The organism is Mycobacterium sp. G7A2, assembly GCF_041902445.1.
Taxonomy (GTDB): Bacteria; Actinomycetota; Actinomycetes; order Mycobacteriales; family Mycobacteriaceae; genus Mycobacterium.
The window spans coordinates 3,792,740-3,817,763 of sequence record NZ_CP169251.1; the positions used below are offsets into that span (position 1 = coordinate 3,792,740).

General features: G+C 69.3%; 25 protein-coding genes. 10 read left to right on the forward strand and 15 right to left on the reverse strand.

What is annotated here, in order from left to right:
- Nucleotides 1-25 precede the first annotated feature (25 nt).
- Complete coding sequence (locus tag ACEWX3_RS18040) at nucleotides 26-643, forward strand: TetR/AcrR family transcriptional regulator (RefSeq protein WP_374157234.1); 618 nt, start codon at nucleotides 26-28, stop codon at nucleotides 641-643.
- Nucleotides 644-673: 30 nt separating this feature from the next.
- The gene (locus ACEWX3_RS18045; protein WP_374157235.1) at nucleotides 674-2,326 is read left to right on the forward strand and encodes a CocE/NonD family hydrolase; all 1,653 of its coding nucleotides are present in this window, start codon (nucleotides 674-676) and stop codon (nucleotides 2,324-2,326) included.
- Here ACEWX3_RS18045 and ACEWX3_RS18050 read toward each other — a convergent pair.
- Both ACEWX3_RS18050 and ACEWX3_RS18055 read right to left on the reverse strand, forming a co-directional pair.
- A complete protein-coding gene (locus ACEWX3_RS18050) occupies nucleotides 2,315-2,860 on the reverse strand; it encodes a DUF1802 family protein (protein WP_374159886.1) in 546 nt (181 codons plus the stop codon). The genes ACEWX3_RS18045 and ACEWX3_RS18050 overlap by 12 nt on opposite strands.
- Nucleotides 2,861-2,910: 50 nt before the next feature.
- Entirely contained in the window at nucleotides 2,911-3,177 is a 267-nt protein-coding gene (locus tag ACEWX3_RS18055; RefSeq protein WP_163674290.1) for a DUF2277 domain-containing protein, read from the reverse strand.
- Between the two features lie 44 nt (nucleotides 3,178-3,221).
- Here ACEWX3_RS18055 and ACEWX3_RS18060 point away from each other — a divergent pair, with 44 nt between their 5' ends.
- A complete protein-coding gene (locus ACEWX3_RS18060) occupies nucleotides 3,222-3,983 on the forward strand; it encodes an enoyl-CoA hydratase (RefSeq protein WP_374157236.1) in 762 nt (253 codons plus the stop codon).
- Nucleotides 3,984-4,075: 92 nt separating this feature from the next.
- Here ACEWX3_RS18060 and ACEWX3_RS18065 read toward each other — a convergent pair whose 3' ends face one another.
- The 3 genes from ACEWX3_RS18065 to ACEWX3_RS18075 are packed head-to-tail and all read right to left on the reverse strand — an operon-like array spanning nucleotide 4,076 to nucleotide 7,259.
- Nucleotides 4,076-4,912: a sugar phosphate isomerase/epimerase gene (locus ACEWX3_RS18065; RefSeq protein ID WP_207068038.1), complete on the reverse strand. Its 837-nt coding sequence runs from the start codon at nucleotides 4,910-4,912 to the stop codon at nucleotides 4,076-4,078.
- On the reverse strand, nucleotides 4,912-6,099 hold the full coding sequence (locus tag ACEWX3_RS18070; RefSeq protein ID WP_374157237.1) for a dihydrodipicolinate synthase family protein: 1,188 nt from the start codon (nucleotides 6,097-6,099) through the stop codon (nucleotides 4,912-4,914). The genes ACEWX3_RS18065 and ACEWX3_RS18070 overlap by 1 nt, the downstream gene beginning before the upstream one ends.
- A complete protein-coding gene (locus tag ACEWX3_RS18075; RefSeq protein WP_374157238.1) occupies nucleotides 6,096-7,259 on the reverse strand; it encodes a Gfo/Idh/MocA family protein in 1,164 nt (387 codons plus the stop codon). The genes ACEWX3_RS18070 and ACEWX3_RS18075 overlap by 4 nt, the downstream gene beginning before the upstream one ends.
- Before the next feature lie 215 nt (nucleotides 7,260-7,474).
- Here ACEWX3_RS18075 and ACEWX3_RS18080 point away from each other — a divergent pair, with 215 nt between their 5' ends.
- From ACEWX3_RS18080 to ACEWX3_RS18095, 4 genes are all read left to right on the forward strand, one after another.
- Nucleotides 7,475-8,500 (forward strand): LacI family DNA-binding transcriptional regulator, encoded by a 1,026-nt coding sequence (locus ACEWX3_RS18080; protein ID WP_374157239.1) that lies wholly within the window; start codon nucleotides 7,475-7,477, stop codon nucleotides 8,498-8,500.
- A 135-nt stretch (nucleotides 8,501-8,635) separates the two neighbouring features.
- Nucleotides 8,636-9,517, forward strand: a complete 882-nt coding sequence (locus ACEWX3_RS18085) for an ABC transporter permease (protein WP_207068042.1) — start codon at nucleotides 8,636-8,638, stop codon at nucleotides 9,515-9,517.
- A 46-nt stretch (nucleotides 9,518-9,563) separates the two neighbouring features.
- Nucleotides 9,564-10,598: an ABC transporter substrate-binding protein gene (locus ACEWX3_RS18090; RefSeq protein WP_207068043.1), complete on the forward strand. Its 1,035-nt coding sequence runs from the start codon at nucleotides 9,564-9,566 to the stop codon at nucleotides 10,596-10,598.
- A gap of 12 nt (nucleotides 10,599-10,610) precedes the next feature.
- Nucleotides 10,611-11,441, forward strand: coding sequence for an ABC transporter ATP-binding protein (locus ACEWX3_RS18095; protein WP_374157240.1), 831 nt, complete (start codon nucleotides 10,611-10,613; stop codon nucleotides 11,439-11,441).
- A gap of 87 nt (nucleotides 11,442-11,528) precedes the next feature.
- On the opposite strand, the gene ACEWX3_RS18100 is transcribed toward ACEWX3_RS18095, so the two are convergent.
- The gene (locus ACEWX3_RS18100; RefSeq protein WP_374157241.1) at nucleotides 11,529-12,002 is read right to left on the reverse strand and encodes a MerR family transcriptional regulator; all 474 of its coding nucleotides are present in this window, start codon (nucleotides 12,000-12,002) and stop codon (nucleotides 11,529-11,531) included.
- On the opposite strand from ACEWX3_RS18100, the gene ACEWX3_RS18105 reads away from it, so the two are divergent.
- Nucleotides 12,001-12,615 (forward strand): class I SAM-dependent methyltransferase, encoded by a 615-nt coding sequence (locus tag ACEWX3_RS18105; RefSeq protein ID WP_374157242.1) that lies wholly within the window; start codon nucleotides 12,001-12,003, stop codon nucleotides 12,613-12,615. The genes ACEWX3_RS18100 and ACEWX3_RS18105 overlap by 2 nt on opposite strands.
- 71 nt (nucleotides 12,616-12,686) lie before the next feature.
- Here the strand turns inward: ACEWX3_RS18105 and ACEWX3_RS18110 are convergent, their stop codons facing one another.
- The 7 genes from ACEWX3_RS18110 to rimP all read right to left on the reverse strand — a co-directional run bounded on the left by ACEWX3_RS18110 (nucleotide 12,687) and on the right by rimP (nucleotide 20,402).
- On the reverse strand, nucleotides 12,687-14,015 hold the full coding sequence (locus tag ACEWX3_RS18110) for an MATE family efflux transporter (protein WP_374157243.1): 1,329 nt from the start codon (nucleotides 14,013-14,015) through the stop codon (nucleotides 12,687-12,689).
- Nucleotides 14,008-15,012 carry a bifunctional oligoribonuclease/PAP phosphatase NrnA gene (locus tag ACEWX3_RS18115; RefSeq protein WP_221363392.1) on the reverse strand — a complete coding sequence of 335 codons (1,005 nt, stop codon included), beginning with the start codon at nucleotides 15,010-15,012 and terminating at the stop codon, nucleotides 14,008-14,010. The genes ACEWX3_RS18110 and ACEWX3_RS18115 overlap by 8 nt, the downstream gene beginning before the upstream one ends.
- Complete coding sequence (gene rbfA / locus ACEWX3_RS18120) at nucleotides 14,975-15,511, reverse strand: 30S ribosome-binding factor RbfA (RefSeq protein WP_207068048.1); 537 nt, start codon at nucleotides 15,509-15,511, stop codon at nucleotides 14,975-14,977. The genes ACEWX3_RS18115 and rbfA overlap by 38 nt, the downstream gene beginning before the upstream one ends.
- Nucleotides 15,512-15,544: 33 nt before the next feature.
- A complete protein-coding gene (gene infB, locus ACEWX3_RS18125; RefSeq protein ID WP_374157244.1) occupies nucleotides 15,545-18,301 on the reverse strand; it encodes a translation initiation factor IF-2 in 2,757 nt (918 codons plus the stop codon).
- A gap of 77 nt (nucleotides 18,302-18,378) precedes the next feature.
- Nucleotides 18,379-18,732: a YlxR family protein gene (locus ACEWX3_RS18130; RefSeq protein ID WP_373889111.1), complete on the reverse strand. Its 354-nt coding sequence runs from the start codon at nucleotides 18,730-18,732 to the stop codon at nucleotides 18,379-18,381.
- Between the two features lie 84 nt (nucleotides 18,733-18,816).
- Nucleotides 18,817-19,872 carry a transcription termination factor NusA gene (gene nusA, locus ACEWX3_RS18135; protein WP_207068749.1) on the reverse strand — a complete coding sequence of 352 codons (1,056 nt, stop codon included), beginning with the start codon at nucleotides 19,870-19,872 and terminating at the stop codon, nucleotides 18,817-18,819.
- A 2-nt stretch (nucleotides 19,873-19,874) separates the two neighbouring features.
- Nucleotides 19,875-20,402 (reverse strand): ribosome maturation factor RimP, encoded by a 528-nt coding sequence (gene rimP / locus ACEWX3_RS18140; RefSeq protein WP_374157245.1) that lies wholly within the window; start codon nucleotides 20,400-20,402, stop codon nucleotides 19,875-19,877.
- Nucleotides 20,403-20,558: 156 nt separating this feature from the next.
- Here rimP and ACEWX3_RS18145 point away from each other — a divergent pair, with 156 nt between their 5' ends.
- Nucleotides 20,559-21,095: a hypothetical protein gene (locus tag ACEWX3_RS18145; protein ID WP_374157246.1), complete on the forward strand. Its 537-nt coding sequence runs from the start codon at nucleotides 20,559-20,561 to the stop codon at nucleotides 21,093-21,095.
- Entirely contained in the window at nucleotides 21,092-21,577 is a 486-nt protein-coding gene (locus ACEWX3_RS18150; protein WP_374157247.1) for a ferritin-like domain-containing protein, read from the forward strand. The genes ACEWX3_RS18145 and ACEWX3_RS18150 overlap by 4 nt, the downstream gene beginning before the upstream one ends.
- A gap of 10 nt (nucleotides 21,578-21,587) precedes the next feature.
- Here the strand turns inward: ACEWX3_RS18150 and ACEWX3_RS18155 are convergent, their stop codons facing one another.
- Together ACEWX3_RS18155 and ACEWX3_RS18160 are read right to left on the reverse strand one after the other, a co-directional pair.
- The gene (locus ACEWX3_RS18155; RefSeq protein ID WP_374157248.1) at nucleotides 21,588-23,342 is read right to left on the reverse strand and encodes a proline--tRNA ligase; all 1,755 of its coding nucleotides are present in this window, start codon (nucleotides 23,340-23,342) and stop codon (nucleotides 21,588-21,590) included.
- Between the two features lie 51 nt (nucleotides 23,343-23,393).
- Nucleotides 23,394-25,016 carry an MFS transporter gene (locus ACEWX3_RS18160; protein WP_207068755.1) on the reverse strand — a complete coding sequence of 541 codons (1,623 nt, stop codon included), beginning with the start codon at nucleotides 25,014-25,016 and terminating at the stop codon, nucleotides 23,394-23,396.
- Between the last annotated feature and the right edge of the window lie 8 nt (nucleotides 25,017-25,024).

Below are 25,024 nucleotides of genomic sequence, written 5' to 3' on the forward strand. Positions count from 1 at the left end.
TTCGTGACAGTAAGCTGTCACGATTATGAGCGGTTCGTCAATCCCTCCGCGGCGGAACTACGACAACACCAGCCGTCGGCAAAAAGCTCATCAGACCCGCGACAAGATCGTGGCCGCCGGTAGCGAGCTGGTCCACGAATTCGAGAGCTGGGACTGGCAGGGGCTCACGTTCAAGGCGGTGGCCGAACGCGCCGCGGTCGGCGAACGGACCGTCTATCGCCATTTCCCCTCCGAGCAACTGCTGCACGACGCGGTGATGCAACGGCTCGAAGACGAGGCGGGAATCTCCTATGAGGACATCGACCTGACCACCTTGGACGAGGTGACGGCCCGGATCTTCGCATCCCTGCAGCGGTTCTCGGTTCGGCGATCGGCGCAGGCGACCGACGATCCCACGTTCAACACCGTCGACGAGCGCCGTCGCGCGGCGCTGCAGTCGGCGGTGGCCACCGCCGCGGCGCAGTGGAGTGACACCGAGCAACGGGCCGCCGCGGCGCTTCTGGACCTGCTCTGGAACGTCGAGGCCTACGAGCGCATGGTCGGGGTGTGGGGCCTGGAGGGTTCCACTGCGTCCCAGGCGATGCGCTGGCTGATCGCCAAGATGGTTCGGGCAATCGACGGCGGGCAATCACCTCTTGCGTAGCCTGTCGGGGTGAACGCGACAACGCCGGCTATGACCGAGCCGACACCGCCTCGCGGGGTGGCGGCCCGGATCGGGCGCACGCTGGGCAAGGTGCTCGGGTTGCCCGAACCGACGTCGGGCGTCGCCGTCCACCGCGGCCTGCGTGTTCCGATGCGCGACGGCGTCGACCTGATCGCCGACCACTACGAGCCGCAGCTCGCCACCCCGGCCGGCACGCTGCTGGTGCGTGGCCCCTACGGGCGCAGCTTCCCGTTCGCGGCGCTGTTCGGCTCGGTCTACGCCGCCCGCGGCTATCACGTGCTGGTGCAGAGCGTGCGGGGCACGTTCGGTTCGGGCGGCGAGTTCTCGCCGATGGTGCACGAGATCCCCGACGGCGCCGACACCGTCGCGTGGCTGCGTGAACAAACCTGGTTCACCGGCACCTTCGGCACCGTCGGACTGTCGTATCTGGGCTTCACCCAGTGGGCGCTGCTCAGTGATCCGCCACCGGAGATGAAGGCGGCGGTGATCACGGTCGGTCCGCACGACGTCAGCGGGCCACGTTGGGGCACAGGGTCGTTCGGCCTCAACGACTTCCTCGGCTGGAGCGACCTGGTCGCCCATCAGGAGGATCCCAACCGGCTGCTGACCCTGCTTCGGCAGGCGCGGGCGCAACGCCGTGTGACGCGCGCGTCCTATGGACTGCCGCTGGGCGAAGCGAGCCGCGCGTTGCTCGGTGACGGTGCGCTGTGGTTCGAGTCCTGGCTCGAGCACCCCGACGCCGACGACGAGTTCTGGACGCGGCTGCATCTACGAGAGGCTCTGGAGCGCACGGACATTCCGGTGCTGCTGCTGTCCGGTTGGCAGGATCTGTTCCTCGAACAGACCCTGACCCAGTTCGCCAGGTTGCGCGACCGCGACGTACCCGTCGGCTTGACCGTCGGGCCGTGGACCCACGGACACATGATGACCAAGGCCGCTCCGACGGTCATCCGCGAGACGCTGGACTGGCTCGATACCCATCTGGGTGATCAGCCCTCCCAACGCCCCAGCCCGGTGCGTGTGCATGTCGGTGGGCAGGGCTGGCTGGAGCTCGCGGACTGGCCGCCGCCGATGCCCGAGCAGGTGCTCTACCTGCAGCCCGGCGGTGGTCTGGCCAGCGCCGCGCCGGCCCGGGGCGGTGACGAGGTCTTCGTCTACAACCCCGCCGACCCGACCCCGACCGTCGGAGGACGGCTGCTGTCCCCCGTCGGCGGTTACCGCGACGACACCGAACTGGCACGCCGCGCCGACGTGCTGACCTTCACCAGTGCGCCGCTACCCACCGACCTGTGTGTTGTCGGCGCCCCGGTCGTGCAACTGTCGCACTCCTGTTCCAACCCGAACAACGATGTCTTCGTCCGGCTCAGCCAGGTGGACGCGCAGGGCCGGTCGCGGAACATCAGCGACGGCTACCTGGCTTCAGCACCCGACACCGGCACGGTGCGCCTCGAACTCGACGCCGTCGCGCACACCTTTCCGGCAGGCGCCCGGATCCGGGTGCTCATCGCGGGCGGGTCGCACCCGCGTTTCGTGCGCAATCTGGGCACCGGCGAGTCCGTCGCCACCGGCACCGCGCTGGCGACGGCACGTCACACCGTGCGTCTCGGCGGCGAATCACGCCTGGTCCTGCCGGCTGACAGCCGGCCACCGTCAACCGACTGAGCCACGCACCCGGTCGGCGATCCCCTCCAGGACGGTCTCGTCGTGCACCGGGTCCGCCCAGTCCGGTCGCACCGGCAGCTGGACCCAACTCGCGCAGCCGCGGTAATCCGGGGTGCGCTGCACCCGCACCGGCTCGCGTAACTCCGCCGCGGAGACGACCACCGCGGTGAGCCGGTGCCGGGGGCGAAAGTCCAGCCGGTCGGCGCGGACCGACTCGTCGGTCCAGATGTGCAGCGATGCGAGCTGTTCGAGGTTCTCCGGTCGGCGGACCTCGACGGCGGCGACCACGCTGGCGCCGGCACGCACCAGCACCTCGTCGTCGGTGCTGTCGCGCGCCGACTCCTGCAGCAGGTCGCGATGCTCGGGCCGCACCCGCTCGGCGTGGCTGTGTGCGATCGTCGGGAACAGCAGGAATCGCGACGCGGCGACCTCGAACCGCTTCTCGTGGATGCCGCCCTTGCGCAGCAGAACCGTCTGTCTGCCGTCGAGGAGCGCGTGAATGGCCGCGCTCCATTCCTTGAGCGCCGGGGTCAGCGCTGGAGTCGGCGCCGACATCGGCCCGGGGATCGGCCTGGCCTCGCCGGTCATGCCAGGCCGAGGCGCGCCCGGACCTCCGGGCGGCGCAGCGGTGGAACCGTTTTCGGCGGCTGCCTGCGCGGAGCCAGACCGGCCAGCAAGCGTTCCGTGGTCGCAGTGACCTCGGCGACCGCGGTCTCGAACGCGTCGACGTTGGCCGCCGACGGCTTGGTGATGCCGCTGACCTTGCGGACGTACTGGCGCGCCGCGGCCTCGATCTCCACGGCGGTGGCCGCCGGTTGCAGCCCGCGCAGCTCGGTGATGTTTCGGCACATGACCTCCACGATAGGCGCTTGACGGGTGTCGATACGGTGAGCGGATGACCGAAACGTCCGATGTCCTGCTGGTCGAGACGACCGACCGAATCCGCACGCTGACCCTGAATCGGCCCGGGGCCCGCAACGCGCTGTCGGCGGCGCTGCGCACCGGGCTGTTCGCGGCACTGCGCGAAGCTCAGAGCGACGATGACGTCGACGTCGTCATCCTCACCGGGGCCGACCCGGTGTTCTGCGCCGGACTGGACCTCAAGGAACTCGGCGACACCACCGAGCTGCCCGATATCTCCCCGAAGTGGCCGCCGATGACCAAGCCGGTGATCGGCGCGATCAACGGCGCGGCCGTCACCGGGGGCCTGGAGATCGCGCTGTACTGCGACATCCTCATCGCCTCTGACCAGGCGCGCTTCGCCGACACCCATGCCCGGGTCGGCCTGCTCCCGACCTGGGGTCTGTCGGTGCGGCTGCCGCAGAAGGTCGGGGTCGGTATGGCCCGCCGGATGAGCATGACCGGTGACTACCTGTCGGCGGACGAGGCGCTGCGCACCGGGCTGGTGACCCAGGTCGTGCCGCATGCCGAGCTGCTCGACACCGCGCGCCGGATCGCGGCGTCGATCGTCGGCAACAACCAGAAGGCGGTGCGGGCGCTGATGGCGTCGTATCACCAGATCGACGAGGCCCAGAACAGCACCGGGCTGTGGATGGAGGCCGCGTCGGCCCGGGAGTGGATGAAGTCCACCAGCGGCGATGACATCGCTGCCAGTCGCGGCTCGGTCATCGAGCGGGGCCGCTCACAGGTGCGTTAGCCCCGTCTCGCACCGCGAAGGCGCACGTCTGCACAGTAGGCGCGGGCGTGTCGTGGCGCGCCGGTCGACCGTCGACGCGCCCGCCATGTCGCTCAGTTCCGCAGCGACGGCCAGACCAGATCCCGGTAGCGCTCCTTCATGGTGTCCAAGACCGCGAGGCCCTCGGTGGCCCAGACGGTTTCGTTGAAGATCTCGACCTCGATGTCTCCCCGATAGCCGGCCTGATCGACCAGGGCGCTGATCGCGGCGAAGTCGATGACGCCGTCGCCCATCATCCCGCGCGACACCAGCGGATCGGCCGCCATCGGCACCAGCCAGTCGCAGATCTGGTAGCTGCTGATCCGGTCGGCGGCCCCGGCCCGGGCCACCGACTCGGCCAGCCCGGGATCCCACCACACGTGGAACGTGTCGACGACGACGCCGACGGCATGCGCCGGGAACGGGGCGGCCAGCTCCAATGCCTGGCCGAGAGTACTGATGACTGCCCGTTCGGCGCAGAAGACGGGGTGCAGGGGTTCGAGCGCCAACCGCACGTCACGGTCGACCGCGTAGGGAACGAGGTCGGCGAGGCGCTCGGCGACCCGGGCGCGGGCACCGACGAGATCACGCCCGGCCAGCCCGCCGACGACCATCACCAGCTCGCGGGTGCCGAGCGCGGCGGCCTCGTCGATGGCGCGCCGGTTGTCGTCGAGGATGGCGCCCGAATTCTCGACTCCGGTCAGGAAACCGCCGCGGCACAGCGTGGACACCCGAAGACCGTTGTCACGCACGATCTTCGCAGCCTCGTCGACGCCGGCCTCGGCGACCCGGTCACGCCACACCCCGATCGCAGGCAGACCGGCCGAGGCGGTGGCCTCGACCGCTTCCCGCAGTGTCCAGCCCTTGGTGGTCATGGTGTTCAACGACAGCCGGTCGCACCAGGCGGACATCAGCCGACTCCGTTGAGCGCGAGGAACGTTCGCATCCGATCGGCGGCGAGCTCCGGGTCGGCCAGCAGACCGGCGCGGTCTGCGAGCACGAAGGCTTCGCTGAGGTGGGTGACCGACCGCCCGCTGGCCAGCCCGCCGATCAGACTGAAGCCTCGCTGGCGGCCGTTGAGCCACGACAGGAATGCAATACCCGTCTTGTAGTAATAGGTGGGCGCGGCGAACAGATGCCGACCGAGCGCGCTGGTCGACTCGAGAATCCGCCGGGCCGCGGTGCTGTCGCCGGCGTCCAGGTGTTGCAGCGCAGTCGAGGCGGCCGGGAAGATCGCCGCGAAGACACCCAGCAGCGCATCGGAATGATGCTGTCCGTCGCCCATGATCAACTCGGGATAGTTGAAGTCGTCACCGGTGTAGAGCCGAACCCCTTCGGGGAGAGCGCGGCGCAACGCCACCTCATGCGCGGCGTCCAGCAGCGACACCTTCACCCCGTCGATCTTGTCGGCGTGCTGCCGCACCAGCGCCTCGAATGTCGCGGTGGCGCTGTAGAGGTCGGCACTTCCCCAGTAGCCGCGCAGGTCCGGATCGAACATCTCCCCGAGCCAGTGCAGAATCATGGGACGGTCGGCTTCAGCGAGCAGGGTGCCGTAGACCGACAGATAGTCCTCGGGCGAGGAGGCGACCCGCGCCAGCGCACGCGACGCCATCAGGATCACGTTCGCGCCCGCTTCGGTGACCACGTCGATCTGTTCCCGGTAGGCATCGGTGATGACCGACAGACCGCGCGCCCCGGCGGGCACGTTCTGCGCCGCGAGTTGGTCGGTGCCGGCACCACAGGCCAACCGGCCACCCACCGCGGCGGCCTCGCGCCCCGAGCGGGTGATCAGTTCCCTGGTCGCCGGCCAGTCCAGGCCCATACCGCGCTGCGCGGTGTCCATCGCGTCGGCGACCCCGAGTCCGTAGGACCACAGCTCGTGGCGGTAGGACAGGGTGGCGTCCCAGTCGACGTCGGCGGGCGTACCGGGCGTGTTGTCGCCGAGCACATTCGGCACCACATGCGCTGCCGCGTAGGCGATCCGGGACGTGATGGGCGCCTGGGGCCGGCGCCAGTCGCCTGGCTCGCCCAGCTGGTAACGGTCGAGTTCCCCGTCGATCGGCAACACGACCGAGGCGGAGGTGACGCTCGCGGTCACAGCACGATCTCCGGAACTTCGAGCCGGCGGCCCTCGGCTGAGCTCCTCAGACCGAGCTCGGCCAACTGCACACCGCGGGCGGCCGAGAGCAACCCGAAGCGGTGTGGCCGCTCGGCGAGCACGTCGCGCAGGAACTCCTCCCACTGCAACTTGAAACCGTTGTCCAGATCGGCGTTCGCGGGAACCTCGAGCCACTGGTCGCGAAATCGCTCGGTGACCGGGAGATCTGGATTCCACACGGGTTTCGGGGTGTGTGCACGCTGCTGGGCCACACAGCGCCGCAATCCGGCCACGGCCGAACCGTGGGTTCCGTCGATCTGGAATTCGACGAGTTCGTCGCGGTACACCCGCACCGCCCAGGACGAGTTGATCTGAGCGACGATGTCACCGTCGATCTCGAAGATGCCGTACGCAGCGTCGTCGGCGGTAGCCGAATACGCGTGGCCCGCTTCGTCCCACCGCGTGGGAATGTGGGTGACCGCGCGGGCGGTGACGGCTCGCACCGCGCCCAGCAGTCCCTCCATCACATAATTCCAATGGCAGAACATGTCGACGGTGATGCCGCCGCCGTCCTCGGAGCGGTAGTTCCAACTCGGCCGCTGAGCGGGCTGCCCGTCGCCCTCGAACACCCAGTAACCGAACTCCCCGCGCATCGACAGTATTCGCCCGAAGAATCCCTCGTCGACCAGGCGACGCAGCTTGACCAGCCCGGGTAGGTAGAGCTTGTCGTGCACGACACCCGCGACGACACCGGCATTGTGCGCCATCCGAGCCAGTTCGATGGCCTCGGTCAGCGTTTCGGCGGTCGGCTTCTCGGTGTAGACGTGCTTGCCGGCCTTGATGGCCGCCGACAGCGCCTGCACACGCCGGGACGTCACCTGAGCGTCGAAGTAGACGTCGACCGTGGGATCGGCGATCACCGCGGTCACGTCGGTGGTCCATTCCTGCACCCCGTGCTCGGCGGCCAGGTCGGCGACCTTGTCGGCGTTGCGGCCGACCAGGATGGGCTCGACGGCCACCCGCGTGCCGTCCTCGAGGACCAGGCCGGCATCGCGGAGCGGGAGTATGGAGCGCAGCAGATGCTGGCGGTAGCCCATCCGTCCGGTCACGCCGTTCATCGCGATGCGCAGCGTTCTGCGCGGCGAAGTCGCTGAAGTCATCTGGGAGTTCCTTGTCTGGAAAGGCGGCGACGGACGAGGCCGTCGCGGCATGTGCTGTCGGGTGACCTGCACCGGTGCGCGCCTCGGCGACGAGGGTGCGTGGTGTCAGCACTTCGGAATGCGCTTTCCACGGTAAGCTGTGCGCACGTCGCGGTCAACCCAGGATGGGCTCCACGACAAACGACGAGCATTCGGCGAGTTCAGGAGCGGCAGCGATGGCGGCGGTCAGACTGCAGGATGTAGCGGCGCGCGCCGGCGTGTCCCAGGCCACCGCGTCGCGGGTGCTCAACGGGTCGACGAGGATCCCCGGCGAGGGAGTCGCCGATCGCGTCCGTGCCGCTGCGCGAGAACTGGGCTACAAGCCGAATGCGCAGGCCCAGGCCCTGGCGCGGGCCTCCACCGGCCTCCTGGGCCTGATCGTGCACGACATCGCCGACCCGTACTTCTCCTCCATCGTGCGCGGTGTGCAGACCGCGGCCCGGACCGCCCGCAAGCAGGTGCTGCTGGCCAGCACCGACCGCGACTTCGACATCGAACGCGAATCGGTGAGCACGTTCATCTCCCACCGCGCGGATGCGATCGTGCTGGCCGGATCGCGCCAGAGCGGAGACCTCGACCGCGCCCTGGAGGCCGAGTTCGACTACTACCGGGCCAACGGTGGACGCGTGGTGGTGATCGGCCAACCTCTGGCCTTCGGTTCGGCGGTCGAGCCCGAGAACCACTGCGCCTCCGGTCAGTTGGCCGACGCGCTGGCCGAGGCCGGGCACACGCAGTTCGCGGTGATCGGGGGCCCGGGCAACATCCGCACCGCGGTCGACCGACGCAACGGCTTCGTCGAGGCACTGAGCCGGCGTGGCCTGACGACAATGGTCGAGGTGTCCGGGCCGTTCACCCGCGACGGTGGTTACGCCGCAGCCCGACGCCTGGCCGCGGCGCTGCAGCTGCGGCCCGACAGTGGCGCCACGCCGGTCTGCGTCTTCGCGGTCACCGACGTGATGGCGATCGGCGCCATCGCGGCGTGGCGGGAGATGGGCCTGGTCGTGCCGCGGGACGTCTGCGTCGCCGGCTTCGACGACATCCCGACGCTGCGCGACCACACTCCCAGCCTGACCACGGTGGTGCTGCCACTGGAAGCCATCGGCGCCCAAGCCGTGCAGCTCGCCCTGCACTCGGGCAGCGATGACCTGCGCGAACGTGTCCCAGGCCAGGTGGTCCTGCGGGACAGCACCCGCATACCGTGACGGGAAGCCCGCGCATCGGCGGCGCCGCCGACGTTGACAGTGTGCGCTGAGTCACGTTAGGGTCGGAATCGCTTCGGAAAGCGCATTCCCAGTCGAGTCGCTCGGCTCGAGCTCCTGCGAACTTAGGACATTTCCATGGCGGTAACCGCATCGGCCGGCGTGCGCCCCTCCTCATCGGGACCCCCTCCGGCCCCTTCCCGCTCGACACGCTCGTGGCGGCCGTCGTTCTCCGCCCGGCGCGCCGCAGCCAGCCTGTGGCGTCCGGCCGCGCTGGTGATCGTCCTGCTCGCCGGCTGGTGGGCCGTCACCGCGGCCGAGCTCGTCGCCCCCTACATCCTCCCGTCTCCGATCGACACCTGGCACACCGCGCAACAGAACGCGGCCTACCTCGCCCAGAACACCTGGGTCACCACGTGGGAGACCGTGGTCGGGTTCGTCATCGCGGCGGTCGTCGGCGAACTGGTCGCGGTGATCATGGTGTACTCGGCGAGCCTGGAGAAGACCGTCTATCCGCTGATCCTCTTCGCCCAGGTGATCCCCAAGATCGCGATCGCACCGCTGTTCGTCGTCTGGCTGGGTTTCGGTCCGTCGCCCAAAATCCTCGTCGCCGTGCTGATGGCCTTCTTCCCGATCGTCATCTCCGGTCTCGCCGGCCTCCGTTCGGTCGACCCCGAGATCCTCGAACTGAGCTCGACCATGGGCGCCAGCCGACTCAAGACCTTCATGAAGATCAGGTTCCCGGCTTCGTTGCCGCAGCTGATGTCGGGGTTGAAGGTGGCTGCCACCCTCGCGGTCACCGGCGCGGTCGTCGGCGAATTCGTCGGCGCCAACGAAGGTCTGGGCTACGTCATCCTGCAGGCCAACGGAAACGTCGACACCGCAATGCTGTTCGCCGCCCTGATCATCATGTCGGTTCTGGGCATCGTCCTCTTCGCGATCATCGAAATCGCCGAGAAACTGCTCATCCCCTGGCATTCCTCGCGCCGCACCGCCAGTTCCGCGACCACCGGCGCCTGACCGGTAACCGAAACCGACCCATCCACGACCTCTCCAGGAGTTCCTCATGTCCTTCCCCCGCCGCCGCACCACGGCCGCCATCGCCGCCACCACGGCCCTGCTCACCCTGTCGGCCTGTGGCGGCAGCAGCCCCGACAACGCTCCCGCCGCCGACGGTTCCGCCACCCCGGCGACGCTGATGCTCAACTGGTACCCCTACGGCGAACACGCACCCTTCTACTACGGCGTACAGGAAGGCATCTTCGCCGACCACGGCATCGACCTGACCATCGACGCCGGACAGGGATCCACCAAGACCGTGCAGGCGATCGGCACCGGCCAGGCGGACTTCGGGTGGGCCGACACCCCTGCCGTACTGAGCAACATCGACAAGGGCGTCGACGTCAAGAGCGCGGGAGTCTTCCTGCAGACCACGCCCTCGGCGGTGCAGGTGTTCGCCGACTCGGGTATCGACGACCCCCAGGACCTCGCGGGCCGCACCATCGCGGTGTCCGCCGGTGATGCGCCCACCACGACCTTCCCGATCTATCTGGACAAGGTCGGGGTGCCCGAGGATCAGGTGACCCAGCAGAGTCTCGACGCCGCCGGCAAGATGGCGGCGATGCTGTCGGGCCGCGTCGACGGGTTGATCGGCTTCGCCCACGACCAGGGTCCGACGATCGCCGACAAGAGTGGCCGCGAGGTGCGCTACCTGCGCTATTCCGATGCCGGCCTGAACTTCTACAGCAACGGTCTGATCGTCAACAACGCCATGATCGCCGACAACCCAGAACTGGTGCAGGCGATGGTCGACGCCACCAGCGAGGCATTCGCGGCGGCCACCGAGAACCCGGAGGCTGCCGTCGACGCGATGGCTGGCAAAGACCCTCAGATGCCGCCGCGCGAGGTGCTGCTGCAGCAGTGGCAGCAGACCATCCCGTTGCTGTCCACACCGGCCACCGCCGATCAGGCACCGGGCAACAACGCCAAGGAGGACTGGGAGACCACCATCGCCACCCTCAACGAGGCCGGGCTGCTGGAGAGTGCCAAAGACCCTGCCGAGTACTGGGATTCGTCCTTCGCGCCCGACGGACAGCAGTAGGAGATCCTGGACATGACCACCGCAACCATCACCCCGGCGGGTAACCCAGTGAAAAGCGACACCACCGAGTCCTCCGACGTGATCGCGATCGACGGTCTGACCGTGACGTTCTCCTCGAAGCGGGCCACGGTGACCGCGCTGGAGGACATCGATTTGCGGGTCGCTGACGGCGAGTTCGTCGCGATCGCCGGACCTTCGGGATGTGGCAAGTCCACGCTTCTGAAGGTGGTCGCCGGGCTGACCGACGCATCCTCCGGAGACGTGCGCCTGCGCGGGACCCCGGTGCAGGGGCCGCAACGCGAGATCGGCTATGTGTTTCAGCGGGCAGCGCTGCTGGAGTGGCGGTCGGTACGCAAGAACATCCTGCTGCAGGCCGAGATGCGCGGCATGCCCCGCAAGGCTGCCCAGCAGCGTTGCGACCAGCTGATCGAGATGACCGGTCTGACCGGATTCGAGCAGGCCCTCCCCCACGAGCTCTCCGGCGGTATGCAGCAACGTGTCTCGCTGTGCCGCGCGCTGCTGCACCAGCCCCGGGTGCTGCTGATGGACGAACCGTTCGGGGCGCTCGACGCGTTGACCCGGGAGAAGATGAACGTCGAGCTGCATCGCATCTGGCGCGAGACCGGCACCACCGTCGTACTGGTGACCCACTCGGTCGCCGAGGCGGTCTACCTCGCCAACAGGGTCGTCGTGATGAGCCCACGACCGGGCCGCATCATCGAGACCCTCGACGTCGACCTGCCCGCCGAGCGGGACTACGGCGAGACGATGGAACGTCCCGAGTTCATCCGGGTGGCCAACCGGGTGCGTGAACTGCTCGGCAGCTCCTCGGCCGCCGACTGACCCACCCCCGCCCCGGCAGCGGGTGGGCGCGTGCCTGCTCACCTCGACACCTGTGTGTCGCGTGCAGACGCGCGCCCTCGCCGCGCGTCATCGCATCTGTTCGGCCGCCAAATCTTCCACGCTCATGCCATCGACCAGCCGGTCGAGCGCACCGGTCATCGTCGCGCACTCCCGTGTGGGGTGATCGGCCGGACAGTTCAGGGCGTGGGTGAGGAACTGCTGCGCGGCGCGAGCCTGGGCGATGACGCGGTCGAGATCGGCCAGCTGATCGCGGACCGAGTCGCGCCACTGCTCGCTGGGCGCATCCAACACCGCTGCGGCGATGTCGAGCGGAACCCCCAGGCGGTGAACGATCTTCAGAAATGCCAGTCGTCGCAGCTCCTCGGTTCCGTACATCCGGGTCCCGGCTCGCCGGGCCTTGGGCCGCACCAGGCCACGCTCGTCGTAGTACCGCAAGGCCGACGGCCTCATCTGCAAGCGTGTCGCGGCCTCGCCGATCGTGATCGCGTCCATGACGTCATTTGACTTCACCCCGACTTGAACCGGCAAGGTCGTCGTCATGAACGACACCACACCGATGCCGGTCAACCATCACGGCGATCATCCTGGGTTCGCCGGACTCACCGGCACGCTGTTCGCGGCGGTGTTCCTGCTTGCGGGCCGCGCCGGTGCTGCTCTGGCCGGCGAGCTGACCAGCCCGGCGGCCGGCGACCACGTCGTCGACATCGGCTGCGGGCCGGGCAACGCGGTACGCGCGGCGGTCCGGCGGGGCGCCCGGGCCACCGGCGTCGACCCCTCTGCCGCGATGTTGCGCGTGGCACGCACCGTCACCCGGGACAAAGCCGCCACCTGGGCCGAGGGCAGCGCCGAAACGCTGCCGGTCGCCGACGCCTGCGCCACCCACGTCTGGGCGTTGGCGACGGTGCACCATTGGCGGGACGTCCCCACCGCACTGACCGAGATCCGTCGCGTGCTCGCCCCCGGTGGCCGGTTGCTGGCCATCGAGCGCCGGACAGAACCCGGGGCGACGGGTTATGCCAGCCACGGCTGGACGGCACAGCAGGCCGAGTCTTTCGCGGCGCTGTGTTCATCGGCCGGCTTGGTCGACGTCGACGTGACGACGAGACAGGCCGGCAAGCGGGCCGTATGGGCGGTCTGCGCCCGCCGGCCCTGATCCGGGCGCGCGCTGCGGTACGGCAAAGTCGGCGTGTCGCCGTGCAGACGCGCGCGCTCGGCGAAATGGGGTCAGCCGGCGCCCGCGACCAGCCAGCGGCCGGACAACACCCGCCAACCGACGAACGCCAGCCGCAGCACCATGAACGTGGTCAGCCCCGACCAGATGCCCAGCAGCCCCCAGCCGAACGCCAGCGACAACCAGATCAGCGGCAGGAACCCGACGAGGGCGCTGACCAACGTCGCCGTGCGCATGAACCTCGCGTCGCCGGCTCCGAGCAGCACGCCGTCGATCGCGAACACCACCCCGGCTATCGGTAGCTGGGCCACGAGGAACCACCACGGCACACTGATCTCGCCGAGCACCGAGCGATCGTCGGTGAACACCGACGGCAGCACCGACGACCCCAGCGCGAACACCGCGGCCAGTACCGCCGCGGCGACCGCCGAGAACACCGTCACCCGCCAGGCCACCGACTTCGCGTGCGTCAGTTGACCCGCCCCCAGGGCGGCACCGACCAGCGACTGCGCCGCGATGGCCAGCGAATCCAGCACCAATGCCAGGAAATTCCACAGCTGCAGGACCACCTGATGGGCGGCCACGGCCGCCGCGCCGAAGCGGGCCGCGACCGCACCGGCGGAGACGAAGCACGCCTGAAACGCCATCGTCCGCAGCACCAGGTCACGTCCCATCACCACTTGCGCCCTGAGCACCGACGTCCGCAGTCCGAGCGGGACACGCTCGACGATCAACGCCCGGATGAACAGTCCCGCGGCCAGCCACTGCCCGACGACATTGGCCACCGCAGAACCTGCCAGACCCAGCTCCGGGGCACCCATCAGGCCGTAGACCAGCGTCGGGCACAACACCGCCGACAGCGCGAATCCGACCACGACATAGCGCAGCGGACGCACCGTGTCCTGGACACCGCGCATCCAGCCGTTGCCCGCCGCCGCCACGAGGATCGCCGGTACCGCCAGGCTGGCGATGCGCACCCAGGGCGCCGCCGCGTCGGCGACCTCACCGCCGGCCGAGGCACCGGCCAGCGCCGAAACGAGCGGTCGGGCGAAGAGTTGAACCGTCAGCACGATCGCGGTGCCGATCCCCAGCGCCAGCCAGGTCGCCTGCACGCCTTCGCCGATCGCGGCCCGGCGGTCACCGATCCCGTAGAAACGAGCCGCGCGGGCGGTGGTGCCGTACGCCAGGAACGTCAGCTGCGAACTCAGCACGCCCATGATCAGCGCCCCGATGGCCAGAGCCGCCAAGCTGACCGCGCCGAGCCGGCCCACGATCGCCAGGTCGAACAACAGGTACAGGGGTTCGGCGGCCAGCACGCCCAGTGCCGGGAACGCCAGCGCAGCGATACGCCGGCTGGTGGCCGGCTCGAGGGCGTCAGTCAAGCGCGCTCTGTAGTGCCGCGACCACGTCGGCGGCAGATCCGGCCGTGGTGTAACCCGCCGCCAGCCGATGGCCGCCGCCACCGAAGGTGGTGGCGACCGCGGCCAGGTCGATCGTCTTGGCCCGCATCGACACCGACCACAACTGCGGCTTGATCTCCTTGAACACCGCCGCCACCTCGGCCTGGCGGGTGGTGCGCACGATGTCGACGATGCTCTCGACCTCTTCGGAGCGCGCCGCAGACCATTCGTCGTGGTCGACGACCGCGTAGACGAATCCGCGCCCGCCGGCGGCGTCGGCGATCAGGCGGGCCGAACCGAGCACCCGCGACAGCATCGGCAACCAGGCGAACGGATGGGTGTCCATCAGTGTGCGGCTGACAGTCGCGTTGTCCACGCCGAGCTCGACCAGCCGCGCAGCCAGCCGGTGCGCGCGCGCACTGGCCCACCGAAACGATCCCGTGTCGGTGGTCAGCCCGGCGTACACGCAGTGCGCGACCGCGGCGTCGATCGGAATGTCCCAGGCGTCGAGCAGCTCGGCGACCAGCATCGTCGTCGAGTCCGCCGACTGGTCGACGTAGTTCGCGGAGCCGAACATCAGGTTCGACGCATGGTGGTCGATGACGAGCACGCTGCGACCCGGGGCCGCGAGCTCACGCAACTCGCCCAAGCGGTCCACGCTGGGAATGTCGACGGTGACGACAAGGTCGGCGTCGCGCCGCATCGCCTCCGGCGCCACCAGCAGGTGGCATCCGGGCAGCGAGCACAGCGACTCGGGGAGTACGTCCGGCGCGGCGAAGCCGACCTGGACATCCTTGCCCAGCCGGTCGAGCACCAAACCGAGCGCCAAACCGGCCCCGATGGTGTCGGCGTCGGGGAAGACGTGACAGACCACGCTGACCGTCGCCGCCGACGACAGCAGTTCAGCGGCGCCACGAGCGTCGACCCGCGCGCCGACCGCGTCAGTCGCCGCGTCTGCCGTCGAGTGTGTCGAAGTCACCCATGTCCTCAGCGTCAGGCCCGTCCCACGGTTCCCCGGCGGGCTCCTCGAGCCCCCCGGCTGCCTCCGCCCCGCTTACACGGTACGGGTCCGCCTCGCCGGCGTGCTTGGCACCCTGACGAACTCTCGCCAAATCCTCATCTGCCGCCCGGGCACGGGCCAGCAGCTCCTCCATGCGGTGCGCGGCGTCGGGCACGGTGTCCCGGACGAACGCCAGCGTCGGGGTGAACCGCACCCCGGTCGCGGCGCCCACCTTGGTCCGCAGCACGCCCTTGGCCTTCTCCAGCGCGGCGGCCGCGCCCGGATAGTCCGGCTCCTCGTCCAGCGAGCGACCCAACACCGTGTAGAACAGCGTGGCGTCGTGCAGATCGTTGGTGACCTTGGCATCCGTGATCGTCACCCCGGCGAGTCGAGGATCTTTGATCTCGTACTCGATCGCCGAGGCGACAACCGTGGAGATGCGTTTGGCCAGCCGCTTCGCCCGTGCGGGGTCAGCCATGGCGCGTGCTCACCTTTCGGTCTCGGGTCCCACTCAGACCCGCTCTTTCTCGACCAGCTCGTAGGTCTCGATGACGTCGCCCTCCTTGATGTCGGAGTACGTCAACGTCAGACCGCATTCGTAACCCTCGCGGACCTCGGTGGCGTCGTCTTTCTCGCGCTTCAACGACGACACTGTGAGGTTCTCCGCGACCACCACGTTGTCCCGCAGCAGCCGAGCCTTGGCGTTGCGCCGCATGATGCCCGACTGCACCAGGCAGCCGGCGATGTTGCCGACCTTGGACGACCGGAAGATCGCCCGGATCTCGGCACGGCCGAGCTCGCGCTCCTCGTAGATCGGCTTGAGCATGCCCTTGAGCGCACTCTCGATCTCGTCGATGGCCTGGTAGATCACCGAGTAGTACCGGATCTCCACGCCCTCGCGGTTGGCCAGCTCCGTCGCCTTGCCCTCGGCACGAACGTTGAAGCCGATGATGATCGCATCCGAGGCCGACGCCAGGTTGACGTTGGTCTCGGTCACGCCACCGACACCGCGGTCGATGACGCGCAGTTCGACCTCGTCGTCGACCTGGATACCCAGCAACGCCTCTTCGAGCGCCTCGACCGTACCGGCGTTGTCGCCCTTGAGGATGAGGTTGAGCTGACTGGTCTCCTTCAGCGCCGAATCCAGGTCCTCCAGGCTGATCCGCTTGCGCGCACGGGCCGCCAGCGCGTTGCGCTTACGCGCGTTGCGCCGGTCGGCGATCTGCCGGGCGATCCGGTCCTCGTCGACGACCAGGAGGTTGTCGCCTGCGCCCGGTACCGACGTGAAACCGATGACCTGTACCGGCCGCGACGGCAGCGCTTCCTCGACGTCCTCGCCGTGCTCGTCGACCATGCGGCGCACGCGGCCGTAGGCGTCGCCGGCGACGATGGAGTCGCCGACGCGCAGCGTGCCGCGCTGCACCAACACGGTGGCCACCGGGCCGCGACCGCGGTCCAGGTGCGCCTCGATCGCCACGCCCTGGGCCTCCATGTCCGGGTTGGCCCGCAGGTCCAGCGAAGCGTCGGCCGTCAGCAGCACCGACTCGAGCAACTGCTCGATGTTGACATTGTTCTTCGCCGAGATGTCGACGAACATCGTGTCGCCGCCGTACTCCTCGGGAATCAACCCGTACTCGGTGAGCTGCCCGCGGATCTTCGACGGGTCGGCACCTTCTTTGTCGATCTTGTTGACCGCGACCACGATCGGCACCTCTGCCGCCTGGGCGTGGTTGACCGCCTCGATCGTCTGCGGCATCACACCGTCATCGGCGGCGACCACCAGGATCGCGATGTCGGTGGCCTTGGCGCCGCGCGCACGCATGGCGGTGAACGCCTCGTGACCCGGGGTGTCGATGAAGGTGATGGGCCGCTCGGCACCGTCATGCTCGACCGACACCTGGTAGGCGCCGATGTGCTGGGTGATGCCGCCGGCCTCGCCCTCGCGGACGGTGGCGTTGCGGATGGTGTCCAGCAACCGGGTCTTGCCGTGGTCGACGTGACCCATGACGGTGACCACCGGCGGGCGGAACTCGAGGTCCTCCTCGCCGCCCTCGTCCTCGCCGTAGGTGAGGTCGAACGACTCCAGCAGCTCGCGGTCCTCGTCCTCCGGGGAGACGACCTGAACCTTGTAGTTCATCTCGCCGCCCAGCAGTTCCAGGATGTCGTCGCCGACAGACTGCGTCGCGGTGACCATCTCGCCGAGGTTGAACAGCGCCTGCACCAGCGAGGCCGGGTTGGCGTCGATCTTCTCGGCGAAGTCGCTCAGCGATGCACCGCGCGCCAGGCGAATGGTCTCGCCATTGCCCTTGGGCAGCCGGACGCCACCGACGACCGGAGCCTGCATGTTCTCGTATTCGGCGCGCTTCGCCCGCTTCGACTTGCGACCCCGCTTGGGTGCGCCACCGGGGCGTCCGAACGCACCCGCGGCACCGCCGCGCTGACCGGGACGACCGCCGCCGCCGGGGCGACCGCGGAAACCACCGCCACCGCCGCCGGGACCTCCACCGGGTCCGCCGCCGCGGTAGTTGCCACCACCGCCGCCGGGACGACCGCCGCCGCCGGGCTGGGGCCGACCACCGGGGGCTGGACGCGGACCGCTACCGGGACGGGGACCGCCACCGGGACGCGGGCCACCGCCGGGCCGCGGAGGCATGTTGCCGGGCGTGGCGCCCGGGCGCGGGCCACCGCCGGGGCGGGGTCCGCCCGCGCCGGGACCCGGTCGCGGGCCCTGGGGGCGGGGCGCCGGGCGCTCGACAGGCTGTTGCGAGGAGAAGGGATTGTTGCCGACGCGCGGAGTGCGCGCGGCGGGCCGGGGGCCCGGCTTGGGTCCGGGAGTGGGCCGGGGACCCGGGGCGGGCCCGGGCCGCGGGGGCGCGCCGGGAGTGGCAGCGGCCGGAGGCGCAGCAGGCGGCTGAGGTGCGGCGGGCGGTGCCGCGGCGGCCGGGGGCGGCGCGGCCGCGGGGGGCGGCGCCGGGGTGGGGCCGGGCTTGGTCGCCTGCGGCGGGCCAGGTTTGGGCGCGGCAGGCCGCTCGGGGGCAGCCGGCTGGGCCGGCGCGCCGTTCGCGGCAGCGGCGCCGCCGCTGCGGCCCTTGTCGCCGGCGGGCTTGTTGCCGCCGAACGACTCGCGCAGACGGCGCGCTACGGGGGCCTCCACGGTGGAGGACGCGGATTTGACGAATTCGCCCTGTTCGCTCAGACGGGCGAGCACTTGCTTGCTGGTGAGACCGAGTTCCTTGGCCAACTCGTGCACACGGGCCTTACCTGCCACTACATCTCCTGTCTAGAGGCGACAGCGGTGGTAGGCGCCGCGCCTCGGTTTAGCTATGACGCATGGTCATCGGGACTTCACGGTGTGCTCATGTTCTTCGCTACCTGTTCTCTAGGTGCCGCCGTGTCCGGACGCTCCGACGAATCGAAACGCTCGATCACCGCGGTGATGTCCGGTGAACCGGTGATCCGCAGCGCCCGGCCGAACGCTCGCCGCCGGACCGCCGCGTGCAGACATTCCGATCGGGGATGCAACCAGGCACCCCGCCCCGGAAGTGCTTTCGCTGTGTCAACAATCACGACGACCTGGCCATTCCCTGGGCCGTCCCCACTGTCGACAGCTACTACTCGAAGCAATTCGACGGCCAGCTCTCGTTTTCGGCATCCGATGCAGGTTCGCACCGGCCCTGGTGGGGGCTTGCTTCGCTGCATCCGTGCCGATTCCTCGCGCTGGACCACGGCTGAGTCTACCGTCACCGCGTCGCCAAATTGAAAACCGGTCGGACGCGGCGTGGATCAGCGCTCGCCGACAGCGCCGTGCGCGGCGTCGGAACGGGGTTCGCGACGGTGCTCCGGACGCTGGCTGTCCGCATCGTCGCTGCGGATGTCGATGCGCCATCCGGTGAGCCGGGCGGCCAGGCGCGCGTTCTGCCCCTCTTTGCCGATGGCCAGCGACAACTGGAAATCCGGCACGATGACGCGCGCGGCACGGTTGGCTTCGTCGATCACCGTGACCGAGACCACCTTGGCCGGCGACAGTGCGTTGGCGACGAACCGTGCGGGGTCCTCGTCGTAGTCGATGATGTCGATCTTCTCGCCGGAGAGTTCACTCATCACGTTGCGCACCCGCTGCCCCATCGGGCCGATGCAGGCGCCCTTGGCGTTGAGGCCCGGCATCCGCGACGTCACGGCGATCTTGGAGCGGTGCCCGGCCTCCCTGGCCACCGCGATGATCTCGACGGACCCGTCGGCGATCTCGGGTACCTCCAGCGCAAAGAGTTTGCGCACCAGGTTCGGGTGCGTCCGCGACAGCGTGATCAGCGGTTCCCGGGCGCCCCGGGTCACGCCCACCACATAACAGCGCAACCGGTCACCGTGCTCGTAGCTCTCCCCCGGCACCTGCTCGGCCGCCGGGATGACACCTTCGGAGCCCTTGGTCTCGCTACCCATCCGCACCACCACCAGGCCGCGGGCGTTGGCTCGAGCGTCCCGCTGGATGACACCGGCGACGATGTCGCCCTCACGGGCGGAGAACTCGCCGTAGTTCTTCTCGTTCTCGGCGTCGCGCAGCCGCTGCAGGATGACCTGGCGCGCGGTGGTCGCCGCGATGCGGCCGAAACCCTCCGGGGTGTCGTCCCACTCGTGCAGGACGTTGCCGTCCTCGTCGGTCTGGCGCGCCATCACCTTCACCACACCGGTCTTGCGGTCGATGTCGATGCGGGCGTCGGGCTCGTGCCCCTCGGTGTGCCGGTACGCGGTCAGCAGCGCTGACTTGATGGTCTCGACCACGACGTCGACCGAGATCCCCTTGTCCGCCTCGATCGCATGCAAGGCAGCCATGTCGATGTTCACGCTCAGGTTTCCTCTCCGGCCAGGCCGGCCAATTCCAGCTCCCGCGGATTCGGCGGCGAGAACTCCACCTGGACGACCGCGTTGACGATCGTGTTCAGCGCGATCTCGTGCACGGCCAGATCTGCCCGGGCGCCTTGGCGCACCACCAGCGCCACCGTGTCGTCGCCGCAGTCACCGAGCCGACCGGATACCGTCGCGCCGTCGGTCAACGTGATCTCCACCCGACGTCCCCGCGCCCGACGGAAGTGCGTCGGAGTCGTCAAGGGTCGGTCCACTCCCGGGGAGGTCACCTCGAGCACGTAGGGCGAGGTGTCCATGTCGTCGAGCAACTCCGACGCTGTCCGTGACAGCGCGGCGATCGTATCCAGGTCCAGCCCGTCGTCACCGTCGGCCACCACCGCGATCCGCGGTGGACGGGCGGACGTGTCGATCACGACATCTTCGATGTCGTAGCCTGCGCGCGCGAATTCGCCCTCGAGCAGTTCGATCACCTGTCGTTGCGACGGCAGTCGACTGGACCGCTCTACCACGGCGAGCTCCTCGTCTTGAGTTGTCCGGACCCGGTGCGCAGGATCGATCGTGCTCCCGCGAACCCGAGTCACCACGATACGCCAGCCGCGAGGGCCCAAACGCCAAAAGGAAACGACCACCGGTGCTGCCCGGAGCGTCACCGGCCCGATGGCAGGATGTTGCTCGTGCCGAGCCCCACCCCGACCGTCAGCCGTCGACACCTGCTGCTCGGCGCCACGGCGCTGGCCGCCGCGGGGCTGACAGTGGCGGCCTGCGGCACCGCCCCGCCGCCACCCGACCTCGACGACCTGACCACCGCGCTGGACCGGGCCCGCGCCGACAGCCAGCTGGCCACCGAGGTCGCCGAGCGGATACGCGGACCCGTCGCCCAGGCGCTCGACGCGGTCGCGGCCGAACGCTCCGCGCACGCCGACGCGCTCGCCGACGAGATCGTGCGGCTCACCGGACAGGCGGCACCGTCCACCAGCGTCACGGTCAGCACCACCTCGACGACCACCTCGTCGACGTCCTCGGTCGCAGACCCACCGCCCACCGTCGACGACGTCGTCGGCGCCCTGCGCACCTCGGCGGAGAGCGCAACCACCTCGGCCACTGGCCTGTCCGGCTACCGGGCCGGGCTGCTCGGCTCGATCGCCGCGGCGTGCACCGCCGCCTACACCGTCGCGCTCACCCCGCTCGGAGAGACGTCATGACCACTCCAACCACCTCCTCGTCCACACAACCGGAACCACCCCGCCCGGACGGAGCGGCCGACGGTGCGCTCTACGACGCACTGGAGGTCGAGCACGCTGCCATCTACGGCTACGGGATCGTGTCGGCGCACTCGACATTCGACCGGAACTATCTGGTCGCCGATGCGATGAACGAACACCGGGCCCGCCGCGAAGCCGCGATCGCGCTGATGGAGGAGCGCGGCGTGGCCGCCCCGCTGCCCGCCGCCGGCTACCGGCTGCCGGGCGAGGTCGACGATCCCCGCCAAGCCGCCGAACTGGCCGTCACCATGGAACAAGACGCCGCCGTGGCGTGGCGCGCAGTCATCGAGCAGGCCGACGACCAGACGGTGCGGGCCTTCGGGGTCACCGCACTGACCGAATGCGCGGTCACCGCGGCGCGTTGGCGACGCCTGATGGGCGAGACACCGGTCACCGTGGCTTTTCCGGGCGGCTCGGAGTAGGCCGCGCTCGTCAGGCGATGGCCCGGGCGATCTCCGCCGCCGCCGAGTCGACCGCAACGTCGCGCTTGTCGCCGCTGAACCGGTTACGCAGCTCCACCACGCCGTCGGCCCAGCCGCGGCCCACCACGACCACCCATGGCACCCCGAGCAACTCGGCGTCCTTGAACTTCACCCCGGGAGATGCCGTCCGGTCGTCGAGCAGTACCTCGGTGCCCAGCACATCGAGATCGGCGGCCAATTCCAGGGCGCCCGCACGGGCTTCGGCGTCCTTGTTGGCGATCACCAGGTGCACGTCGAACGGCGACACCGTCGAGGGCCAACGCAACCCGAGGTCGTCATGGTGCTGCTCGGCGATGACGGCCACGAGCCGCGACACGCCGATCCCGTAGGAGCCCATGGTCAGCCGGACCGGCTTGCCGTCCTCGCCCAAGACGTCGGCCGAGAACGCGTCGGTGTACTTGCGGCCCAACTGGAAGATGTGGCCGATCTCGATGCCCCGCGCCGACACCAGCGGCCCCGCGCCGTCCGGGGACGGGTCGCCGTCGCGCACCTCGGCGGCCTCGATCGTGCCGTCCGGGGTGAAGTCACGCCCGGCCACGAGGCCGACAACGTGCTTGTTCGGCTCGTCGGCGCCGGTGATCCAGGACGTCCCGTCGACCACCCTGGGATCGACGAGGTAGCGCACACCGTTGGCCAGCAGCGCCTTGGGTCCGACGTAGCCCTTCACCAGGAACGGATGCTTGGCGAAGTCCGCGTCGTCGAGCAGTGCGTACTCTGCCGGCTCTAGTGCAGCGCCCAGGCGCTTGTCGTCGACTTCACGGTCACCGGGCACGCCGATGGCCAGCAACTCCCAGTCGCCGCCGGGCTGGCGGACCTTGAGCAGCACGTTCTTCAACGTGTCCGCGCCCGCGACCTCACGGTCGGCGAACTGTGGCAGGCCGGCCGAGTTGGCCCAGTCGACCAGCGTGGCGATCGTCGGCGCGTCCGGCGTGTCGTAGACCGTGGCCGCAGGCTGGCCTTCGATGGGGATCGTCGGGGGAACCGCGGTGAGCACCGCTTCGACGTTGGCGGCGTAACCCGACTGCATGCACCGCACGAAGGTGTCCTCGCCCACGGCGCTCTCGGCCAGGAACTCCTCCGACGCGCTGCCCCCCATCGCCCCCGACACCGCCGAGACGATCACATAGTTCACGCCGAGGCGGCCGAAGATGCGCTGATAGGCCTCGCGGTGAGCATGGTAGGCGCTCTTGAGGCCGTCCTCGTCGACGTCGAACGAGTAGGAGTCCTTCATGATGAACTCGCGTCCGCGCAGGATGCCGGCGCGCGGCCTGGCCTCGTCGCGGTACTTGGTCTGGATCTGGAACAGCACCAGCGGGAAGTCCTTGTAGGAGCTGTACTCCCCCTTCACGGTCATCGTGAAGAGTTCCTCGTGGGTCGGACCCAGCAGGTAGTCGTTGCCGCGGCGGTCAGCCAGCCGGAACAGATTGTCGCCGTATTCGGTCCAGCGGTTCGTGGTCTCATACGGCGCACGCGGCAGCAGGGCGGGGAACAGGATCTCCTGGCCGCCGATCGTGGTCATCTCGTCGCGCACGATCTTCTCGATCTTGCGCAGCACCCGCAGACCCAGCGGCAGCCAGCTGTACAGCCCCGGCCCGATGGGGCGGACGTAGCCCGCCCTGATGAGCAGCTTGTGGCTGGGGACCTCGGCGTCGGCCGGGTCGTCGCGCAAGGTGCGCAGGAACAGCTCGGACATGCGGGTGATCACGAGCGACCACCTTACTGATCGCAGTGACGCTCTCCCCAGCCCGATGTCGAGCTAAAGCTCTCCGGCGTCGATCGCGTCCTTGACTTCCTGCGCATGCGCCACCTGCTGAGCCGTGTAGCCGATGAACAGCGCGGCAGCGCCGACGACGACGGCGACCGCGGCCACCCACAGCAGGCCGTAGGTGTAGCCCTGATCGAGCGCGTGCAGCTGCGCGGCGTTCATGTCGCTGACCGGCCCGGTGGTGCCCCCGAGATAGAGGGTGCGCGAGGTGATGACCGCCTGGATGACGGCGAGCACGACAGGTCCACCGAGGTTCTGCAGCATCAACGCGATCGCCGACACGGGACCGATCTGGTCGAAGCCGACTCCGGCGATGGCGGAGATCATCAGCGGGACCACGATCATGCCGATGCCGAGGCCACCGACGGTGATCGGGAAGACCAGGTTCGGGAAGTACGGAATGTCGGCGTCGAGCGTGGATCCGTAGATCATCGCGCCGAGCACGAGCACGCCGCCGGAGATGACCAGCACCCGCGGGGGGAACTTCGACACCAGCGCCGAGGACAGCCCCAGGCCGATACCGAGTGCGATCACGAACGGGATGAAGCCGATGCCCGCCCGCAGGGCGCTGTAGCCCATGATGTCCTGCACATAGAGGCCGATCAGCACGGTCAGCGTGAACATGACACCGCCGGCCAGGAAGATGGCCGCGAAGGTCGCCACCCGGTTGCGGTCATGGAACAAGCTGAACGGCACCACCGGGTTCTCCGCGGTGCGTTCGACGATCAGGAAGCCCACGAACGCGGCCACCGCGATCACGCCGGAACCCAGCGTCAACGGCGACAACCAGCCCTGCTCGGGCCCCATCGAGAAGCCGAACACCGCAGCGGTACATCCCAGCGTGGCCAGCAGCGCGCCGGCGGCGTCGAGCTTGAGACGCTCGCGGTTGGTCTCCCGCAGCGTCTTGCGGGCCAGATAGATCATCAGCAGGCCGATGGGCACGTTGACCAGGAACGCCAGCCGCCACGAGACCTCGGTCAACGCACCGCCGACAACGAGGCCCATCACCGAACCGACTCCGGTCATCGCGGCGAACACCGCGGTGGCCGCATTGCGGGCGGGTCCCTTGGGGAAGGTGGTCGCGATCAGCGCCAGCGCGGTCGGTGAGGCGATCGCGGCGCCCACACCCTGCAACAGCCGAGCGATGACCAGCGTCGCCTCGTCCCAGGCGATGCCGCACAACACCGACGCGATCGTGAACAGCGTGACGCCGACGATGAAGGTGCGCTTGCGGCCGATGGTGTCGCCGAGCCGTCCGCCGAGCAGCATCAACCCGCCGAACGTCAACACGTAGGCGGTGATGACCCAGCTTCGACCGGCGTCGGAGAGGTTCAGCTCGTCCTGGATCTTGGGGAGCGCGACGATGGCGATGGTGCTGTCCATCGTGGCCAGCAGCTGCATGCCGCCGATCGCGATGACCGCAGCGATGAAGCGCCGCGATGGCAGCCACGCCGCCGGCGACCTGCCAGGTCGTTGAGTGTCGGCACCCTGCCCGCCCAGCGTGGGCGCGCGTTCCGGCAACGCACGGTCACCGGCTCGTCTCGAGCCTCGCTGGCTTTCGCCTTCAGAATCACGGTGGATGGCGGCACGCTCCGCATCGTTGAGAGCCGTCATAACAGGTT